The 12,734-nt window shown below is 56.9% G+C and carries 14 protein-coding genes, 1 tRNA gene and 2 pseudogenes; 6 read left to right on the plus strand and 11 right to left on the minus strand.

Annotation, left to right across the window (positions count from 1 at the left end; translation table 11 throughout):
- Positions 1-4 precede the first annotated feature (4 nt).
- The 3 genes from fos (at position 5) to J2Y90_RS12445 (ending at position 1,780) form a co-directional block, all read left to right on the plus strand.
- A complete protein-coding gene (gene fos, locus J2Y90_RS12435) occupies positions 5-421 on the plus strand; it encodes a fosfomycin resistance glutathione transferase (protein WP_253499998.1) in 417 nt (138 codons plus the stop codon).
- A gap of 60 nt (positions 422-481) precedes the next feature.
- On the plus strand, positions 482-1,120 hold the full coding sequence (locus J2Y90_RS12440; RefSeq protein WP_253500000.1) for a LysE family translocator: 639 nt from the start codon (positions 482-484) through the stop codon (positions 1,118-1,120).
- Positions 1,121-1,276: 156 nt separating this feature from the next.
- Complete coding sequence (locus J2Y90_RS12445) at positions 1,277-1,780, plus strand: DUF4142 domain-containing protein (protein ID WP_042608160.1); 504 nt, start codon at positions 1,277-1,279, stop codon at positions 1,778-1,780.
- Between the two features lie 63 nt (positions 1,781-1,843).
- Here J2Y90_RS12445 and J2Y90_RS12450 read toward each other — a convergent pair whose 3' ends face one another.
- On the minus strand, positions 1,844-2,254 hold the full coding sequence (locus J2Y90_RS12450; protein ID WP_016771301.1) for a low affinity iron permease family protein: 411 nt from the start codon (positions 2,252-2,254) through the stop codon (positions 1,844-1,846).
- Between the two features lie 219 nt (positions 2,255-2,473).
- On the opposite strand from J2Y90_RS12450, the gene J2Y90_RS12455 reads away from it, so the two are divergent.
- From J2Y90_RS12455 to J2Y90_RS12465, 3 genes are all read left to right on the plus strand, one after another.
- Positions 2,474-3,559 (plus strand): type I restriction endonuclease, encoded by a 1,086-nt coding sequence (locus tag J2Y90_RS12455; protein WP_253500002.1) that lies wholly within the window; start codon positions 2,474-2,476, stop codon positions 3,557-3,559.
- Positions 3,560-3,668: 109 nt separating this feature from the next.
- Positions 3,669-4,439, plus strand: coding sequence for a trans-aconitate 2-methyltransferase (gene tam / locus J2Y90_RS12460; protein ID WP_253500005.1), 771 nt, complete (start codon positions 3,669-3,671; stop codon positions 4,437-4,439).
- A 637-nt stretch (positions 4,440-5,076) separates the two neighbouring features.
- Complete coding sequence (locus J2Y90_RS12465) at positions 5,077-5,436, plus strand: DUF6124 family protein (RefSeq protein ID WP_253500008.1); 360 nt, start codon at positions 5,077-5,079, stop codon at positions 5,434-5,436.
- Between the two features lie 64 nt (positions 5,437-5,500).
- Here J2Y90_RS12465 and J2Y90_RS12470 read toward each other — a convergent pair.
- The 10 genes and pseudogenes from J2Y90_RS12470 to J2Y90_RS12510 all read right to left on the minus strand — a co-directional run bounded on the left by J2Y90_RS12470 (position 5,501) and on the right by J2Y90_RS12510 (position 12,552).
- Positions 5,501-5,856, minus strand: a pseudogene (locus tag J2Y90_RS12470) (helix-turn-helix domain-containing protein).
- Between the two features lie 165 nt (positions 5,857-6,021).
- Complete coding sequence (locus J2Y90_RS12475; protein WP_253505147.1) at positions 6,022-6,429, minus strand: type II toxin-antitoxin system HicB family antitoxin; 408 nt, start codon at positions 6,427-6,429, stop codon at positions 6,022-6,024.
- An 87-nt stretch (positions 6,430-6,516) separates the two neighbouring features.
- Positions 6,517-6,645, minus strand: a pseudogene (locus tag J2Y90_RS26510) (type II toxin-antitoxin system HicA family toxin); the annotation flags it as partial.
- 214 nt (positions 6,646-6,859) lie between these two features.
- Positions 6,860-8,119: a type II toxin-antitoxin system HipA family toxin gene (locus tag J2Y90_RS12480; protein ID WP_253500011.1), complete on the minus strand. Its 1,260-nt coding sequence runs from the start codon at positions 8,117-8,119 to the stop codon at positions 6,860-6,862.
- Positions 8,112-8,429 (minus strand): helix-turn-helix domain-containing protein, encoded by a 318-nt coding sequence (locus tag J2Y90_RS12485; RefSeq protein WP_253500014.1) that lies wholly within the window; start codon positions 8,427-8,429, stop codon positions 8,112-8,114. The genes J2Y90_RS12480 and J2Y90_RS12485 overlap by 8 nt, the downstream gene beginning before the upstream one ends.
- Before the next feature lie 253 nt (positions 8,430-8,682).
- Positions 8,683-8,756 (minus strand) — tRNA-Gly (locus J2Y90_RS12490).
- A gap of 158 nt (positions 8,757-8,914) precedes the next feature.
- Entirely contained in the window at positions 8,915-9,799 is an 885-nt protein-coding gene (locus J2Y90_RS12495) for an alpha/beta fold hydrolase (RefSeq protein ID WP_041478884.1), read from the minus strand.
- 316 nt (positions 9,800-10,115) lie between these two features.
- Positions 10,116-10,808, minus strand: coding sequence for a pseudouridine synthase (locus J2Y90_RS12500; RefSeq protein ID WP_253500018.1), 693 nt, complete (start codon positions 10,806-10,808; stop codon positions 10,116-10,118).
- 33 nt (positions 10,809-10,841) lie between these two features.
- Positions 10,842-11,072: a cysteine-rich CWC family protein gene (locus J2Y90_RS12505; RefSeq protein WP_253500021.1), complete on the minus strand. Its 231-nt coding sequence runs from the start codon at positions 11,070-11,072 to the stop codon at positions 10,842-10,844.
- Positions 11,065-12,552, minus strand: coding sequence for a sensor domain-containing diguanylate cyclase (locus tag J2Y90_RS12510; protein ID WP_253500024.1), 1,488 nt, complete (start codon positions 12,550-12,552; stop codon positions 11,065-11,067). Before J2Y90_RS12510 ends, J2Y90_RS12505 begins: the two co-directional genes overlap by 8 nt.
- Positions 12,553-12,734: the final 182 nt, after the last annotated feature.

Consider the following 12,734-nt stretch of genomic DNA (forward strand, 5'->3'; position numbering starts at 1 on the left):
TTCGATGCTGACCGGCCTCAACCACCTGACCCTCGCCGTCCGTGATCTGCAGCGTAGCCTGGCGTTCTATCGCGATGTGCTGCAATTGCGCGTCGAAGCGACGTGGGATAGAGGTGCCTATTTGTCATTGCCCGGATTGTGGTTGTGTCTGTCAGAAGATCCGCAACGCGAGGGTGAGCCGGGCGTGGACTATACCCATTACGCTTTCAGCGTGAGCGCGGCAGACTTCACTTTGCTGGTTGAAACGCTGAAATTGGCTAAGGTGGCGGAGTGGCGAGACAACCGCAGCGAGGGCGCGTCGTTCTACTTTCTCGATCCCGACGGGCACAAGCTGGAAGTCCATGTCGGCGATTTGCAATCGCGGCTGGCGGCGTGTCGGCAGAAACCGTACCCCGGCATGCGTTTTTACGACGCGCAGTGATCGGGCACGATCGGCTGAGATAGACTGGCCGCCACGTATTCCGGCGCTTGCAGGCTTTCCATGACTCCATCATTGCTGTTGGCCGTTCTGGCTTCGGGTTTCATTTACGGGATCACGCCCGGACCGGGTGTGCTGGCAGTGTTCGGCATTGGCGCGGCCCATGGCCGGCGGGCCGGGGCGGGGTTTCTCTGCGGGCATCTGCTCGGTGATGTGATCTGGTGCAGCACGGCGCTGGTGGCGATCGTCGGCGCGCGGGAAATCGGCAGCACCGCGTTCGATGTGCTCGGCGTGCTCAGCGCGGTGTACCTGTTCTGGCTCGGCTGGCGTGCGGTGCGTGCCCAGCGGCGCAATGGCGACGAGGCGCAAGGCGCGGCGCGCCAGCCGTTCTGGCACGGCATCGTCTTCGGCCTGACCAATCCCAAGGCCTACCCGGTAGCGGTGGCGACGTTTACCGCGCTGCTGTCGAGTCGTGCCGAGTTGCTCAACTGGTCGATGCTGCCGGCGCTGATCGCCCTGAGTTTCATCGGCGGGGCGATGGCCTACGCCATTCTCATCGGCGTAGTTGGCGCGCAGCGAGTGCGCACCGTGTATCAGCGTCATGAACTGCTGATCACCCGTTTGTGCGGCGTGATGTTTATCGGTTTTGCCATCAATGCGCTGGCGCACGCGCTACCGGGGTTGATGCCGAACAACGGCTGATGCTGAGGAAGCACCGTTCGTCGCCCCTAGGACGGTTTTTCTAAACCTTTGACCGTCAAAGCATTCCTAACTGAGGCGGTCGCTTGTCTGCCGCGATTATTTTGAGCAGCGGGTAAACACTGCCCGCTTGAATTTTCAACGAAGGAGGGCGCGACCATGAGCCGGATGGCCACCCGTTTACGTAACGTCAGTTTTGCAACCCTGCTGGGCCTGTGCGCCAGCACTGCGTTCGCCCAGTCGCCTGCCGAATTCATCAACGATGCCTCCGCCAAAGGCATGGCCGACATCGAAGCCAGCCGTCTGGCCCACGGCAAGACCGAATCCAAAGAGGTCAAGGATTACACCATCGTCGTCATCAACGACCGCACCACGGCCAACCAGCATCTGGCGAAAATCGCCAAGAAACTCGACCTGCCTGTCGCACCCCGCGAAGAACTCGCCGACAAGGCCAAAGAGTTGATGCCGGAAGTGAAGGACGGTGCGACCTTTGATCAGGCCTACGCCGCGAGTCAGGTGAAAGCCACGGAAGAGGCGATTACCCAGATCGAACAACAGGCACAGACCACCGACGTCCCGGAAATCAAAGCCTTTGCCGATGAGACTTTGCCGAAACTGCAAAGCCATCTGGAGAAGGCCCGCGCGTTGCAGGCCAGTCGCTAATATTCAGCAATCTTCAGAATTCGGCCGCCCCGCATGGAGTAATGCAGGCGCGGCCGAGTCTGTTCAGCACTCGTTCAAATCCTGCTTCGGCTTGCTCTTGTCACCCAAACCCTCAAGATCAAACACCTGATTTTCGCCGAGTGCACGGTAATGCCGGCGCAGCGCTTCAAGCTGCTTCAAATCCAGCGCCTCCAGCCCGAGCATCGCGTTTTGCGCTTCCTTGTTCACGCGCAACAGTTCATCAAGTTTCAAATGCAGAATGTCGGTATCGCGGTTTTGCGTGTTCTGAATCAGGAACACCATCAGGAACGTGATGATCGTCGTCGAGGTATTGATGATCAGTTGCCAGGTGTCGTTGTAGCCAAAAATCGGCCCGCTCAAACCCCACAACCCGATCAGAATCAACGCCCCCATGAACGTCTTCGGGCTACCGGCCCACAGGGCAAGTTTCTGGGCAATCTTGGCGAATTTCATGATGGAAGTCCTTGTTTTGGGAGCTTGAAATTCAGACACCGGCGTTGCGCTGAAAATTCTGTTTACAACTTCCTCATTCACTCAATACCTCGGGCAGGACTCGCCAATCCAAGGCTTCTATATGGACACCTTTCATTGTGGAGGTTTAGGTCTAGTATCAAGTGGCAGTCAAACTGCCATCATCTCATTCCACGGATAGAAACCCGTACGAGGCGCCTCATGGAATTCTTCGAAAAGTTAGCCAGCCTAGCCGCAAAAGTCCGCTTGCAGAGCGCTGCGATCCAGACTGAGGAAGCAACGAAAAATGCATTCGTCATGCCTTTTATCAGTACGGTTCTGGGTTACGACGTTTTTGACCCGACCGAGGTGACCCCCGAGTTCGTCTGCGATATCGGCACCAAGAAAGGCGAGAAGATCGACTACGCGATCATGAAAGAGGGGGAGGTGCAGATTTTGATTGAATGCAAAAAAATCGGTGAATCGTTGCACATCAACCATGCCTCGCAGTTGTTTCGCTACTTCCATGTCACCAGCGCTCGGATCTCCATTCTCACCAACGGCCAGGTCTATAAATTTTTTACCGATCTGGATGCGCCGAACAAAATGGACGAGAAGCCCTTCCTTGAATTGGATCTGCTGGACATCGATGAATATTCGGTCCCTGAGCTGGTTAAGTTGACCAAGTCGGCTTTTGACGTTGACTCCATCATCAATGCAGCGGGGGAGTTGAAATATGTCAGCCAAATCAAGAAGGTCCTCGCCGCGCAGGTCAGCAAGCCGGACGATGATTTTGTAAAGGTTTTCGCTTCTCGGGTTTATGACGGCGTGATCACACAGAAAGTGCGCGACCAGTTTCACGAGCTAACCAGAAAAGCTGTCGGGCAATTCTTGAATGACCAGATCAATGATCGGCTCAAATCGGCCATGAGCGGCGCTATCCAGCCAGCGCTGGCCTCCCTGCCGTCAGTTCCTGCCGGAACTGATCCGGTAGATCCGCGTGACGAATCAGATGACAAGGTTTTAACAACGCTGGAAGAGCTGGAGGGCTATCACATCGTTCGGGCGTTGGTTCGCTCTGTCGTTGATGCCAAGCGCATTGTTCAGCGCGATACGCAGAGCTATTTCGGTATCTTGCTGGACGACAACAATCGCAAACCGATCTGCCGTTTGCATTTCAATCGATCACAAAAGTATCTCGGCATCTTCGATGAAGAAAAAAACGAGACCCGTCATGCGATCAATTCGGTGGATGACATCTATGAGTTCTCGGATCATCTGAAAAAAACCGTCGGCTATTACGATTGATGGAGAGTGGACCGTTCACTCAGACACCTCTTGCAGAGTTCGCACTGGAATTGCTTTTCATGCTGCCTGTATCGTGAACAGCAATTGAACGCCCCGACAGGAGAACGCAATGAGTTGGTCAGCCAAACAATACGTCGCTTTCGAAGATGAACGCACCCGCCCGGCCCGGGATCTGTTGGCGGCGATACCCACGGCGCAGGCGAGGGCGGTGGTGGACATTGGTTGCGGGCCGGGCAATTCCACCGAGTTGCTGGTGCAGCGGTTTCCTGAGGCAACGGTCAGTGGCCTCGACAGTTCGCCGGACATGATCGCCGCCGCGCGCAAGCGCTTGCCAGATTTGCAGTTTCAGGTGGCCGAGATCGACAAATGGGCTGACCAAGGTCCGTTCGATGTGATCTTCGCCAACGCTGTGCTGCAGTGGGTGCCTGATCACGCTTCGTTGCTGCCAGCCCTGGCGAGCAAGCTTTCCGACGGCGGCAGCCTGGCGATCCAGATGCCGGACAACCTCAATGAACCGTCCCACCGCTTGATGCGTGAAGTCGCCGCGAATGGCCCTTGGGCGAGCAAGCTGGCAGACGCTGCGGGGCAACGTACCGACATGGCCAGTGCCAGCGAGTATTTCTCGATGCTGCGGCCGCACTGCACGCGGGTCGATGTGTGGCGCACGACTTATCATCATCCACTGGCGGACGGAGCGGCGGGGGTGGTTGAGTGGTTCAAGGGTAGCGGGTTGATTCCGTTCCTGAGCCCGTTGACCGAGGATGAGCGGGCGCAGTATCTGCAGCAGTATCTGGCGGAAATTGCAAAGGCTTATCCAGCATTGGCTGACGGCTCGGTGCTGTTACCGTTTCCACGCTTGTTTATTGTTGCGACTCGCTGAAGTGCTCCCGCAGCGGTCTCGCTTTTATATCCTGAGTTCGACGCATTCTTTCAGGTCGGCGTAACTCGCAAGAACAACCCGATCGGTCCCCTCTCCCTCGGGAGAGGGCTAGGGTGAGGGGCCTCTTGAAGCACGAAACCCGATCATCGCTACCGCCACCATCATCGTCCTGTGGCGATCTTGGACCAGCGCCAGCTGCGGCATGGTCGCGGCATCCTTTCAACTCGTTCACGCTGAATTCGTCGGAAAGGTCTCGCGGTTTTCAGCGCTTTTACACGGGTTGCGCCATGGCTGTTTAAAGTCGAATCACGTTACGTCCCGATGCCTACAAATCCTTGCGCCGCTGCCTACCGGTACGCCAGAATCCGCCGGCTTGTGCGCTTGGAGGGCGGTCGGTAACTTGGTTCGCGTCACTGATTTCCAGTGATCGGGTTTAGTAGCCCGGAAATGTCCTCCTTGTAACGGTTGCACGAGTTCCGTTGAATCAGGCGCGTGCCTGTATTTTATGGTGGCTGTGCGCATGGCGCCTTCGGGTGCGCCGGATGGGGGATGGGTCCGGTCTACTAACTTGCGTACAGCCGCCACCCTCCCGTTTAGTAGCGTGGTGGATGTGGCTCAAATTAAAGGTACCGCCCCCGTGTTCAAAGTAACGCCAAATCCGCCGGAAACCGATCCGGTCTCTCCGTACGAATCCCTCGATTCAAAAAAACTCCACGAAGCCGCCGAACGCGCCCTCGACCACTACCTCATTCCACCGAAAACCACTTCACCGCCGTACCAGACCAGCAGCATGTTTCAGGTCAACCCGAGCACCGACACCGAGTCGCTATTGGTCAATGCCAGCGAATCCCTCGGCTCGGCCAGCGTCATGCTCGGCGACTTCGCCGCCTTGCTCGACGGCAGCCAGCGCAAAACCCTGCTCGGCATCGCCCAGGTCGTCATGCTGGGCGAGCTGGCGGTGAATCAGGTGCTGGATAATGTGGTGCCGGTGGGTTAGCCAGCGCTGATTTCCGGGCAAAAAAAACCGGTCGTAGCGACCGGTTTTTCGTGCGATATATTTTTCAGACACTGGCGAGCAGGCATTCATAAGGAATACGCAAGCCATCGTGCAGACGTTTGATCATCGCCAGACTCAGCTTGCGCTTACGGTTCAACACTTCCGAAACACGGCCGCTTGTGCCGATAAAGGGCTAAAGATCCCGCGGCGTCAAGCCTTGCTGATCCATACGAAATTTGATGGCTTCAATGGGATCAGAAGGCTGCATCGGAAAATGCTGCTCCTCATACTTTTCGATCAGCAGAGCGAGAATTTCCAACTCATCGCCATCCGGCGAGTCGATTTCTGCACCCACAGCTGTTCCATGCGCAGCAATGCTGCGCTCAGGTCTTCCGGACTACGAATGGGTTTGATGTTCATTAAACGGTCTCCGCGTTGATCTGGTCGTTTTGAGCGTGAGCCCAACGAAGGGCAATCTTGAATGCGCATTGCGGACGGGCGTTCAACATTGAATGCAAGACATGTGCTGGCGCAAACTTCACACGCAAAAAACCGGCTACAGAGAGCCGGTTGGTAAGCATGGTTTTAACCTTGCTGCAAAACCTTCAACGCCGCCGAAGCCAGAAACCCTGAGCGGCTCTTCTCCTCCGGATGATGCAAGACGTACTCATCGATGCGATTGAGCAAGTGCCCCGGCAGAGTGATGTTGAGCTTCTGTGCTTTGCCCAGGTATTTGACCACGTCGATATCCACTACCGCCCACGCACATCCGGCGTACTTCGGATTGACGACATGCAGGCTCAATTTGCTGGCCGGTGGAATCGGCGCACCGTCGTCAGCCAGAATTTCGAAATGACCTTCGATCGCCTCGCGCGCCATGGCGACGGCGTCATCAAGGTCTTCGCCGGCAGAAAAACAACCGGGAAGGTCCGGCACCTCAACTCCCCAGGCGTGTTCCTCGTCGCCTATTGAAATCGCAATCGGGTAAAGCATGTTCGTGATCCTCCATGGCAATGCTGAGAACGGATTCAGAGCATGGCCTGTTGCAAAATACTGACGGCCGTTTTTTTTGAGCAGATCCTTTTTCGGATGCGGCACTGTTACCAGTCCAGGTTTGGTTGGATGCTTGAAGTGATGATGGCTGCCCCGGATGCGCACCAGAAACCACCCGTCTGCCACGATTTGTCCGATTAAAAAACGGCTATTCACAACACCTCCTTGTGGTGTGCTTGGTGGTTACTATACCTACTGAACTTCGTAGATCAATAGACTTTCCACCGTGCAGCCAATCCAGTCTAGGCCGTGCATATTTCTAGGACAGATGGTTGTGTTGCAGTGTTTTGCCATGAGGTTTAACGCGGCAAAACGGCAGCGCATCGCTCAACCAGTCATTGCGACTGGATGAGCGAACGTGGCCGCCGCTTCAACGAAGGAGGGCGACGTTGATATCGATCCTTCTCTGGATGATTTGCAAAGTCTCTGGGGTTATCTCGTTCGGCAGCAGCTCGGCAGCAATCGTCGAAAACCGACTGGCAACAGCGCAAATTCGATCAATCAGGTCCTCCGCTTTATCTCTCGAGACTTCCGCTTCCTGCGCAAGCTTCAGCACCTCTTTACGGCCGATTTCCAAAGCTTCACCCATAACATCCATTTGATGATAACCGCCGGGCCCTTCGCAGAAGGTCACGTCGAAGGCAGGCGACAACTTCCACTCGCCGGCAGACGACATGAGATAGGCAAAATTCTTCGGATGATCATCCCGGTTGTTGAACGCGACGTTGAAAATCGCACGTTCGAAGGCCAGCGATTTCTCGCGGACGTCATTAGTGCAGTGATGGGTAGCGCGGAGAAAGTTCACGTAATCCAATGCGCCTGGGGATCGAAAGTCGGCGCCCGTGAAGGCTGCCAAACTCTGCATGGGGATGCGCAGTCCGTCTTGTCGATCGAAGCGTTGGCTGGCGAAAGCGGCCATCCCGTCAGGCAGGCGGAAGTGTTGGCTATCAGGCGTCTCAATGCTGCACAAACGCAGACATTCTGAGTAGGCCATTTCGACTGCGCAGACTTCGGGATGCTCGCCCTGTCCGGGGAATTTCACTAGCCAGGCTTCGAGTCCAGAAGCAGGCGCCGTGGTAAACGTCCCGGTTTCGGGATCGCGATATACCAAAGCCTTGGGTCTGGCACCTTGCGGCGAGCCACCCACCAACAATAATTTCTGCAGCAACTCTGCACCGTCACCGTTGAGCACTTCGCGAACTTCCGCCGCCAGCAGTTCAATCGGGCCGTGGGTAGGCGGAACCAGTAGCTCAGGAGCGACAGGCTCAAACGACATGGCTCCCATCGCATGATCACCGACATAGGCCAAACGCTCCAAGGGGCCGATGCGTGCGGCGTTGAGGCCGCGACGTTTGAACAAACGATCCATCAGAAGCATGCCCCAACCATCCGGCAACGCGTCATAGACCGGGCTTGGCAGACCCATTTGATGTGATGGAAAATCTCGCCGTAGTTTCCCACCCGCTAACGGGAGGCGAAGGGAAGACAGTTCCAGGGCTTTTTTCTTTGCCTCATCGCTGTACTCAAACACTACCAGCGGGCGCCCGGTCAAGGCTGTGGTGGAAACAAGCGAGCCCCACAGCCAACGCTCCCCCCAACCGTCGTAATAAACCTCAACTCTTTCAAGCATTGTCAGGTTTCCTTTTGATGCGCTGACGCTTGGCGCTGTTTTCGTAACGCAGGATATCTTCCAGGGTTTCGAGCTTCGGCTGGAAAAGGACTTCGAATTCTTTTCCTCGGCCAAGCACCATCGCAACGCGCACCAGGTTTTCGAACCCGACGTTACGTCCAGACTCCAGATTCGATACGGTGTTTACTCCGATACCGGCGCGTGCGGCCACATCAGCCTGGGTCATTTCCAGAGCGAGCCGTTCTGTACGAAGCCGACCGCAGATGCGTTTGACGATTTCGGCGGCTGTACTGAGATCAAGGTCGAGCATGACAAAGTCTCATATTGACAACGAATGTCTGAAGTATAGGTTAAATCCAAAAAAACATATGCTACAGGCCAAAAACCCTGATAAAACACAAAATAGTGGATTTAATTCTTTCGGAATGTTTTCTTTTAGAGCTGAAAGGTTTACTCGGAAATTGTCTTCCACCAAATCCCGCGCACAAAAAAACCGGCCATCAAGGCCGGTTTTTCATTCCTGCATCCCCCGTCAGACAGCCCAACGCGAGATCAATATTCGGTGGAGCGGGTAGAGGGAATCGAACCCTCATCTAAAGCTTGGGAAGCTTTCGTTCTACCACTAAACTATACCCGCTCAGAGCGGCTGACTTTGTACCAGACTCGGCCACGGATTTGAAGTTTTCTTTTCTCCGCGATGGCTTTGCCACGCAGAAATCGGTCGATCGCGAGCAAGTGCTGCGCCGGTGCAGTAAGGCACCTCAGGCTTGCAGCCTTGCCCGCGATGACGCGGTTTCAAATGGCCAGTGCATGTTGATCCTGCACAAACGAGTAGCGCGTTCGGCTGGCTTGCGGCGCAGGTTTCAGGAAGCCCAGCAGGGCGTTCTGGCTGTCGCGGCAGGCGGCCTTGTGTTCCATGTCGAGAAAGTGCCCGGTGGCTTGCAATGTGGTGAAGCTGCTGTGCGCGACGTGATTGCCGAACAGGCGCGCGTCCTCGGCGGCAGTGTATTCGTCCCATTCGCCGTTGAGAAACAGCACCGGCACGTTGATCTTTTTCGCCGCGTTCAGATAGCACTGTCGGTCGCTGTGCAGCACGTCGTTGATGTGAAAGTGCATCTGCCCGTATTCATGCTCGGCGAGGCTGCTGACGTGGCGATAGTTGAAACGTTTGAACAGCGACGGCAGGTGTTTGCCGATGGTGTTGTTGACCAGATGACCGACCCGGTCGCCGTCGCGGCTGCCGAGGTAATCGACGCCGCGCTCGAGGTAATCGAGCATGTGCGCATTGATCACCGGTGAAAACGAGCTGATCACGGCTTTTTCGATACGCCGGGGCTGCTGGGCGAGGGCGACCAGTGTTGCCGCACCGCCCCATGAGAACGACAGCACGTGCTCGGCAGCAAAGTGGTCGATCAGCTCCAGCAGAATCTGCCCTTCAACTTCCTTTGTCAGATGTTTCTCATGCCGGTTGTGGGCTTTTGACCGGCCCGCGTAGGGCTGGTCGTAGCAGACCACGTTGAATTGCGGGTGCAGGTTTTTCACGGTCTGTGCAAACGACGCAGTCGTGGCCATCGAGCCGTTGACCAGAATGATGGTCTTTTCTGCGGCGTCTGCGCGATAGAACTCCGTGTAAACCCGATACTGACCCTGTATATCCAGCACAGCGATTTCTGGCCTCATGTCATAAGACTCCTGGCAAGCAAGCGGGTATGCGCGCAATCGAGATTGCACGAGCTTTGTGACAGGTAGGCATACGCCTGGAATGTGCTGGCCCATGTCGATCCGGTACGGCAGGTCGACGGGTGTTGTTATTGGCGGGCAGATTGCCGGCTGAGGCGCAGCCCTTGAGGGCAGACGACCGACAAAAAGTTTCTTGGAAGTATGTGGTGACTCATCGGTCACATTTCGGCCGACGTCCTGATTCAAGCAGGGGACTTCACATCACGCAAGTGCCGTCGGTAAATTGTTCGACAACTTCGGCTGAGCGGTCGCGGGCTCAGAACAAATGAATCTCTTCGGTGCGCAAAGCGCGGTACTCGCCCGGTTTTAGCGCGTGATCGAGGGGCAGTTCGCCCATGGATTCGCGGTGCAGGCGCAGGACTTTGTTGTTGAAGTAGCCAAACATGCGCTTGACCTGATGGTAGCGGCCTTCGACGATGCTCAGCCTTGCCGCGCGTGGACCGAGCAGCTCCAGCTGCGCCGGTTGCGTGGTCAGATCTTCGAAAGCGAAGTAGATGCCCTCGGCAAATTTCCGCGCGTAGCCGGCGTCGATGTCCTGTTCGGTTTCGACGTAATAGACCTTCGGCAGTTTGGTTTGCGGCTGCGTCAGGCGCCGCGACCAGGCGCCGTCGTTGGTGATCAGCATCAGCCCGGTGGTGTTGAAATCAAGGCGACCGGCGATGTGCAGTTCTTCCTTGTCCGGTTCATCGAGCAGGTCGAGCACGGTCGCATGTTGCGGATCGCGGGTGGCGCTGACGCAGCCTGGCGGTTTGTGCAGCATGAAATAGCGCGCCGGTTTACCGCTTTGCAGCACCTCATCGTCAACTTCGACCCTGCTGAACTCCAGCACCTCACTGTGCGGGTCGCTGACGATTTTTCCGTCAATGCGCACGCGCTTTTCCACCAGCAACAGGCGAACCTGCTGACGGTTGTAGCGGGGCAGATTGCTGAGGAACCGGTCGACGCGCATGGTCAGATTTCAACGGATAAAGGGCCGCGCATCTTACGGGATCATCCGCCGGACTGCTTGCAGTTGCGCGTCGACCTGCGCGCAACGCGGGCACAGACAGGATTGATTGCGCAGCTCGGCCGGCAGCGCCTCGAGCACTGCCGGATCGATGGTTACGCCGAAGCACCAGCATTCGCGATCGGCGGTGCGCGGGTCGGCGAGGCTGCAGTCGTTGCGGGCGCCGCAGGCCGGGCAATGGTCGGGTTTGACGTCGTTATCAGGCATAGGTGGAGTGCGGCATTTCCATGCAGGTGCGGTTGCGCCCGGCTTGCTTGGCGCGGTACATCGCATGATCGGCCCGGGACAGCAGGCTGTGCAAGGTGTCATCGCGTTGCACGGTGGTGGCGCCGATGCTCACGGTCAGATGCAGGCTGTGGCCGTCGTAGGCATATTCCTGTTGCTCGACGTGCTGACGGATTTTTTCGGCGATTTTCTGCGCAGTCTCGCCGTCGGTGTCTTTCAACAGAACGATGAATTCTTCACCACCCCAGCGACAGACGATATCGGCGTGGCGCAGGCAACTTTGCAGGTCGCGGGCGAAGCCGATCAACACCTGATCGCCGGCCATGTGCCCGTAGGTGTCGTTCAACGCCTTGAAGTGGTCGAGGTCGAGCAACAGCGCGGTCAGCGGCCTGGTTTCGCGTTGAGCCTCGTGCAGTGCTTGCGCGGCAAGAATGTCGAAGCCGCGTCGATTCGGCAGTTCGGTGAGACTGTCGAGGGTGGCATGCGCCTGGATCTTCGCCTGGAATCGCTTGATCACCCGATTGAGCAGCGCCAGCACTACCAGCGTCACCAGCAGGCAGATCAGCAGGTTGAGATACAGCGACTGGCGGATCTCGCTCAGCGCGCCGTCCTCACGTTTATCGACGAACAGGTACCAGTTCAACTCGGGGATAAACCGCACGTTGAGAAAATGTCCCTGGCCGTGGGTGGAATATTCGTAGCTGCCGCTGTGTGGCTTGGGCAACTGGCTCACCAGACTTTTCATGCTTTCCAGTTCGCCGAGGCTCTGGCCGATGTGCGCGCCTTCCGGGCCGCCCTCGGCACCGGTCAACACGAGGCGGCCGAAAGTGTCGACGAAGTACACGCTGCGTTGATAGCGCTGTTGATACTTGTCGATCAGCTTGATCACCGCGTCCACGGTCAGGCCTACGCCCGCCGCACCGATGAAGCGGTTGTGGTAGTCGTAGACCTTGTAGTTGATGAAGAACGTCAGGTTGTCCTTGTTGGCCAGATCCGGGTCGACGTTGATCTCGTACGGGTCCTGCATGTCGCGCACGCGGAAATACCAGGCATCGCGCGGCACTTCGATTCTGACCTGCTTGAGCACGCCTTTGGCGTGGTAGTAGGTGAGCGTGGCATTGGAAACGAAGAACGCGGTGTAGGCGCCGTAATGGGTCATGACTTCGTCGAGGTAACGGGTCATCTGCTCGGGGTTCTGTTCACCGTTGACCACCCAGTCGCGCATGAACGTGTCGCGGGACATCATCGAAGAAATCAGGATCGGCCGGACCAGGTCTTTCTGGATTTCCGAATAGACCGTGTCGGAGGTCAGCGGCAGTTCGGTGTTGACGATATTGTCGCGGATCGACGCGCGGGAGGCGAAATAGCTCAACAGCGATGTGGCCAGGAACCCGGCGCCGAGCAGGGCGACGAGGGTGAGCACCAGGGAACGTTGCGAGTACAAGGGAGAGCGAAGCGGCATGGCAGATCCGTTGGCAGTGGCCCGATGGGATGCATTCTAGTGGCACTGCGCGCAAATAACTGCTCCCTGTGCGGCGTCGGGGCGTTCCTGTATGCACTGACACGATGCAAGTCCTGTAGGAGTGAGCCTGCTCGCGATGGCGGTGTAGCAGTCACCGAAACTGTGACTGATACACCGCCATC

Source organism: Pseudomonas koreensis (assembly GCF_024169245.1).
Classification (GTDB): Bacteria; Pseudomonadota; Gammaproteobacteria; order Pseudomonadales; family Pseudomonadaceae; genus Aquipseudomonas; species Aquipseudomonas koreensis_F.

What these genes read in the sequence shown, in the direction of transcription:
- J2Y90_RS12475 (WP_253505147.1), bottom strand. Translation starts at nt 6,429, where the DNA reads ATGCTTTACCCGATTGCGATTTCAATAGGCGACGAGGAACACGCCTGG.
- tam (WP_253500005.1), top strand. Translation starts at nt 3,669, where the DNA reads ATGAGTTGGTCAGCCAAACAATACGTCGCTTTCGAAGATGAACGCACC.
- J2Y90_RS12505 (WP_253500021.1), bottom strand. Translation starts at nt 11,072, where the DNA reads ATGCCTGATAACGACGTCAAACCCGACCATTGCCCGGCCTGCGGCGCC.
- J2Y90_RS12480 (WP_253500011.1), bottom strand. Translation starts at nt 8,119, where the DNA reads ATGCTTGAAAGAGTTGAGGTTTATTACGACGGTTGGGGGGAGCGTTGG.
- J2Y90_RS12485 (WP_253500014.1), bottom strand. Translation starts at nt 8,429, where the DNA reads ATGCTCGACCTTGATCTCAGTACAGCCGCCGAAATCGTCAAACGCATC.
- J2Y90_RS12455 (WP_253500002.1), top strand. Translation starts at nt 2,474, where the DNA reads ATGGAATTCTTCGAAAAGTTAGCCAGCCTAGCCGCAAAAGTCCGCTTG.
- J2Y90_RS12495 (WP_041478884.1), bottom strand. Translation starts at nt 9,799, where the DNA reads ATGAGGCCAGAAATCGCTGTGCTGGATATACAGGGTCAGTATCGGGTT.
- J2Y90_RS12450 (WP_016771301.1), bottom strand. Translation starts at nt 2,254, where the DNA reads ATGAAATTCGCCAAGATTGCCCAGAAACTTGCCCTGTGGGCCGGTAGC.
- J2Y90_RS12510 (WP_253500024.1), bottom strand. Translation starts at nt 12,552, where the DNA reads ATGCCGCTTCGCTCTCCCTTGTACTCGCAACGTTCCCTGGTGCTCACC.
- J2Y90_RS12445 (WP_042608160.1), top strand. Translation starts at nt 1,277, where the DNA reads ATGAGCCGGATGGCCACCCGTTTACGTAACGTCAGTTTTGCAACCCTG.
- J2Y90_RS12440 (WP_253500000.1), top strand. Translation starts at nt 482, where the DNA reads ATGACTCCATCATTGCTGTTGGCCGTTCTGGCTTCGGGTTTCATTTAC.
- fos (WP_253499998.1), top strand. Translation starts at nt 5, where the DNA reads ATGCTGACCGGCCTCAACCACCTGACCCTCGCCGTCCGTGATCTGCAG.
- J2Y90_RS12500 (WP_253500018.1), bottom strand. Translation starts at nt 10,808, where the DNA reads ATGCGCGTCGACCGGTTCCTCAGCAATCTGCCCCGCTACAACCGTCAG.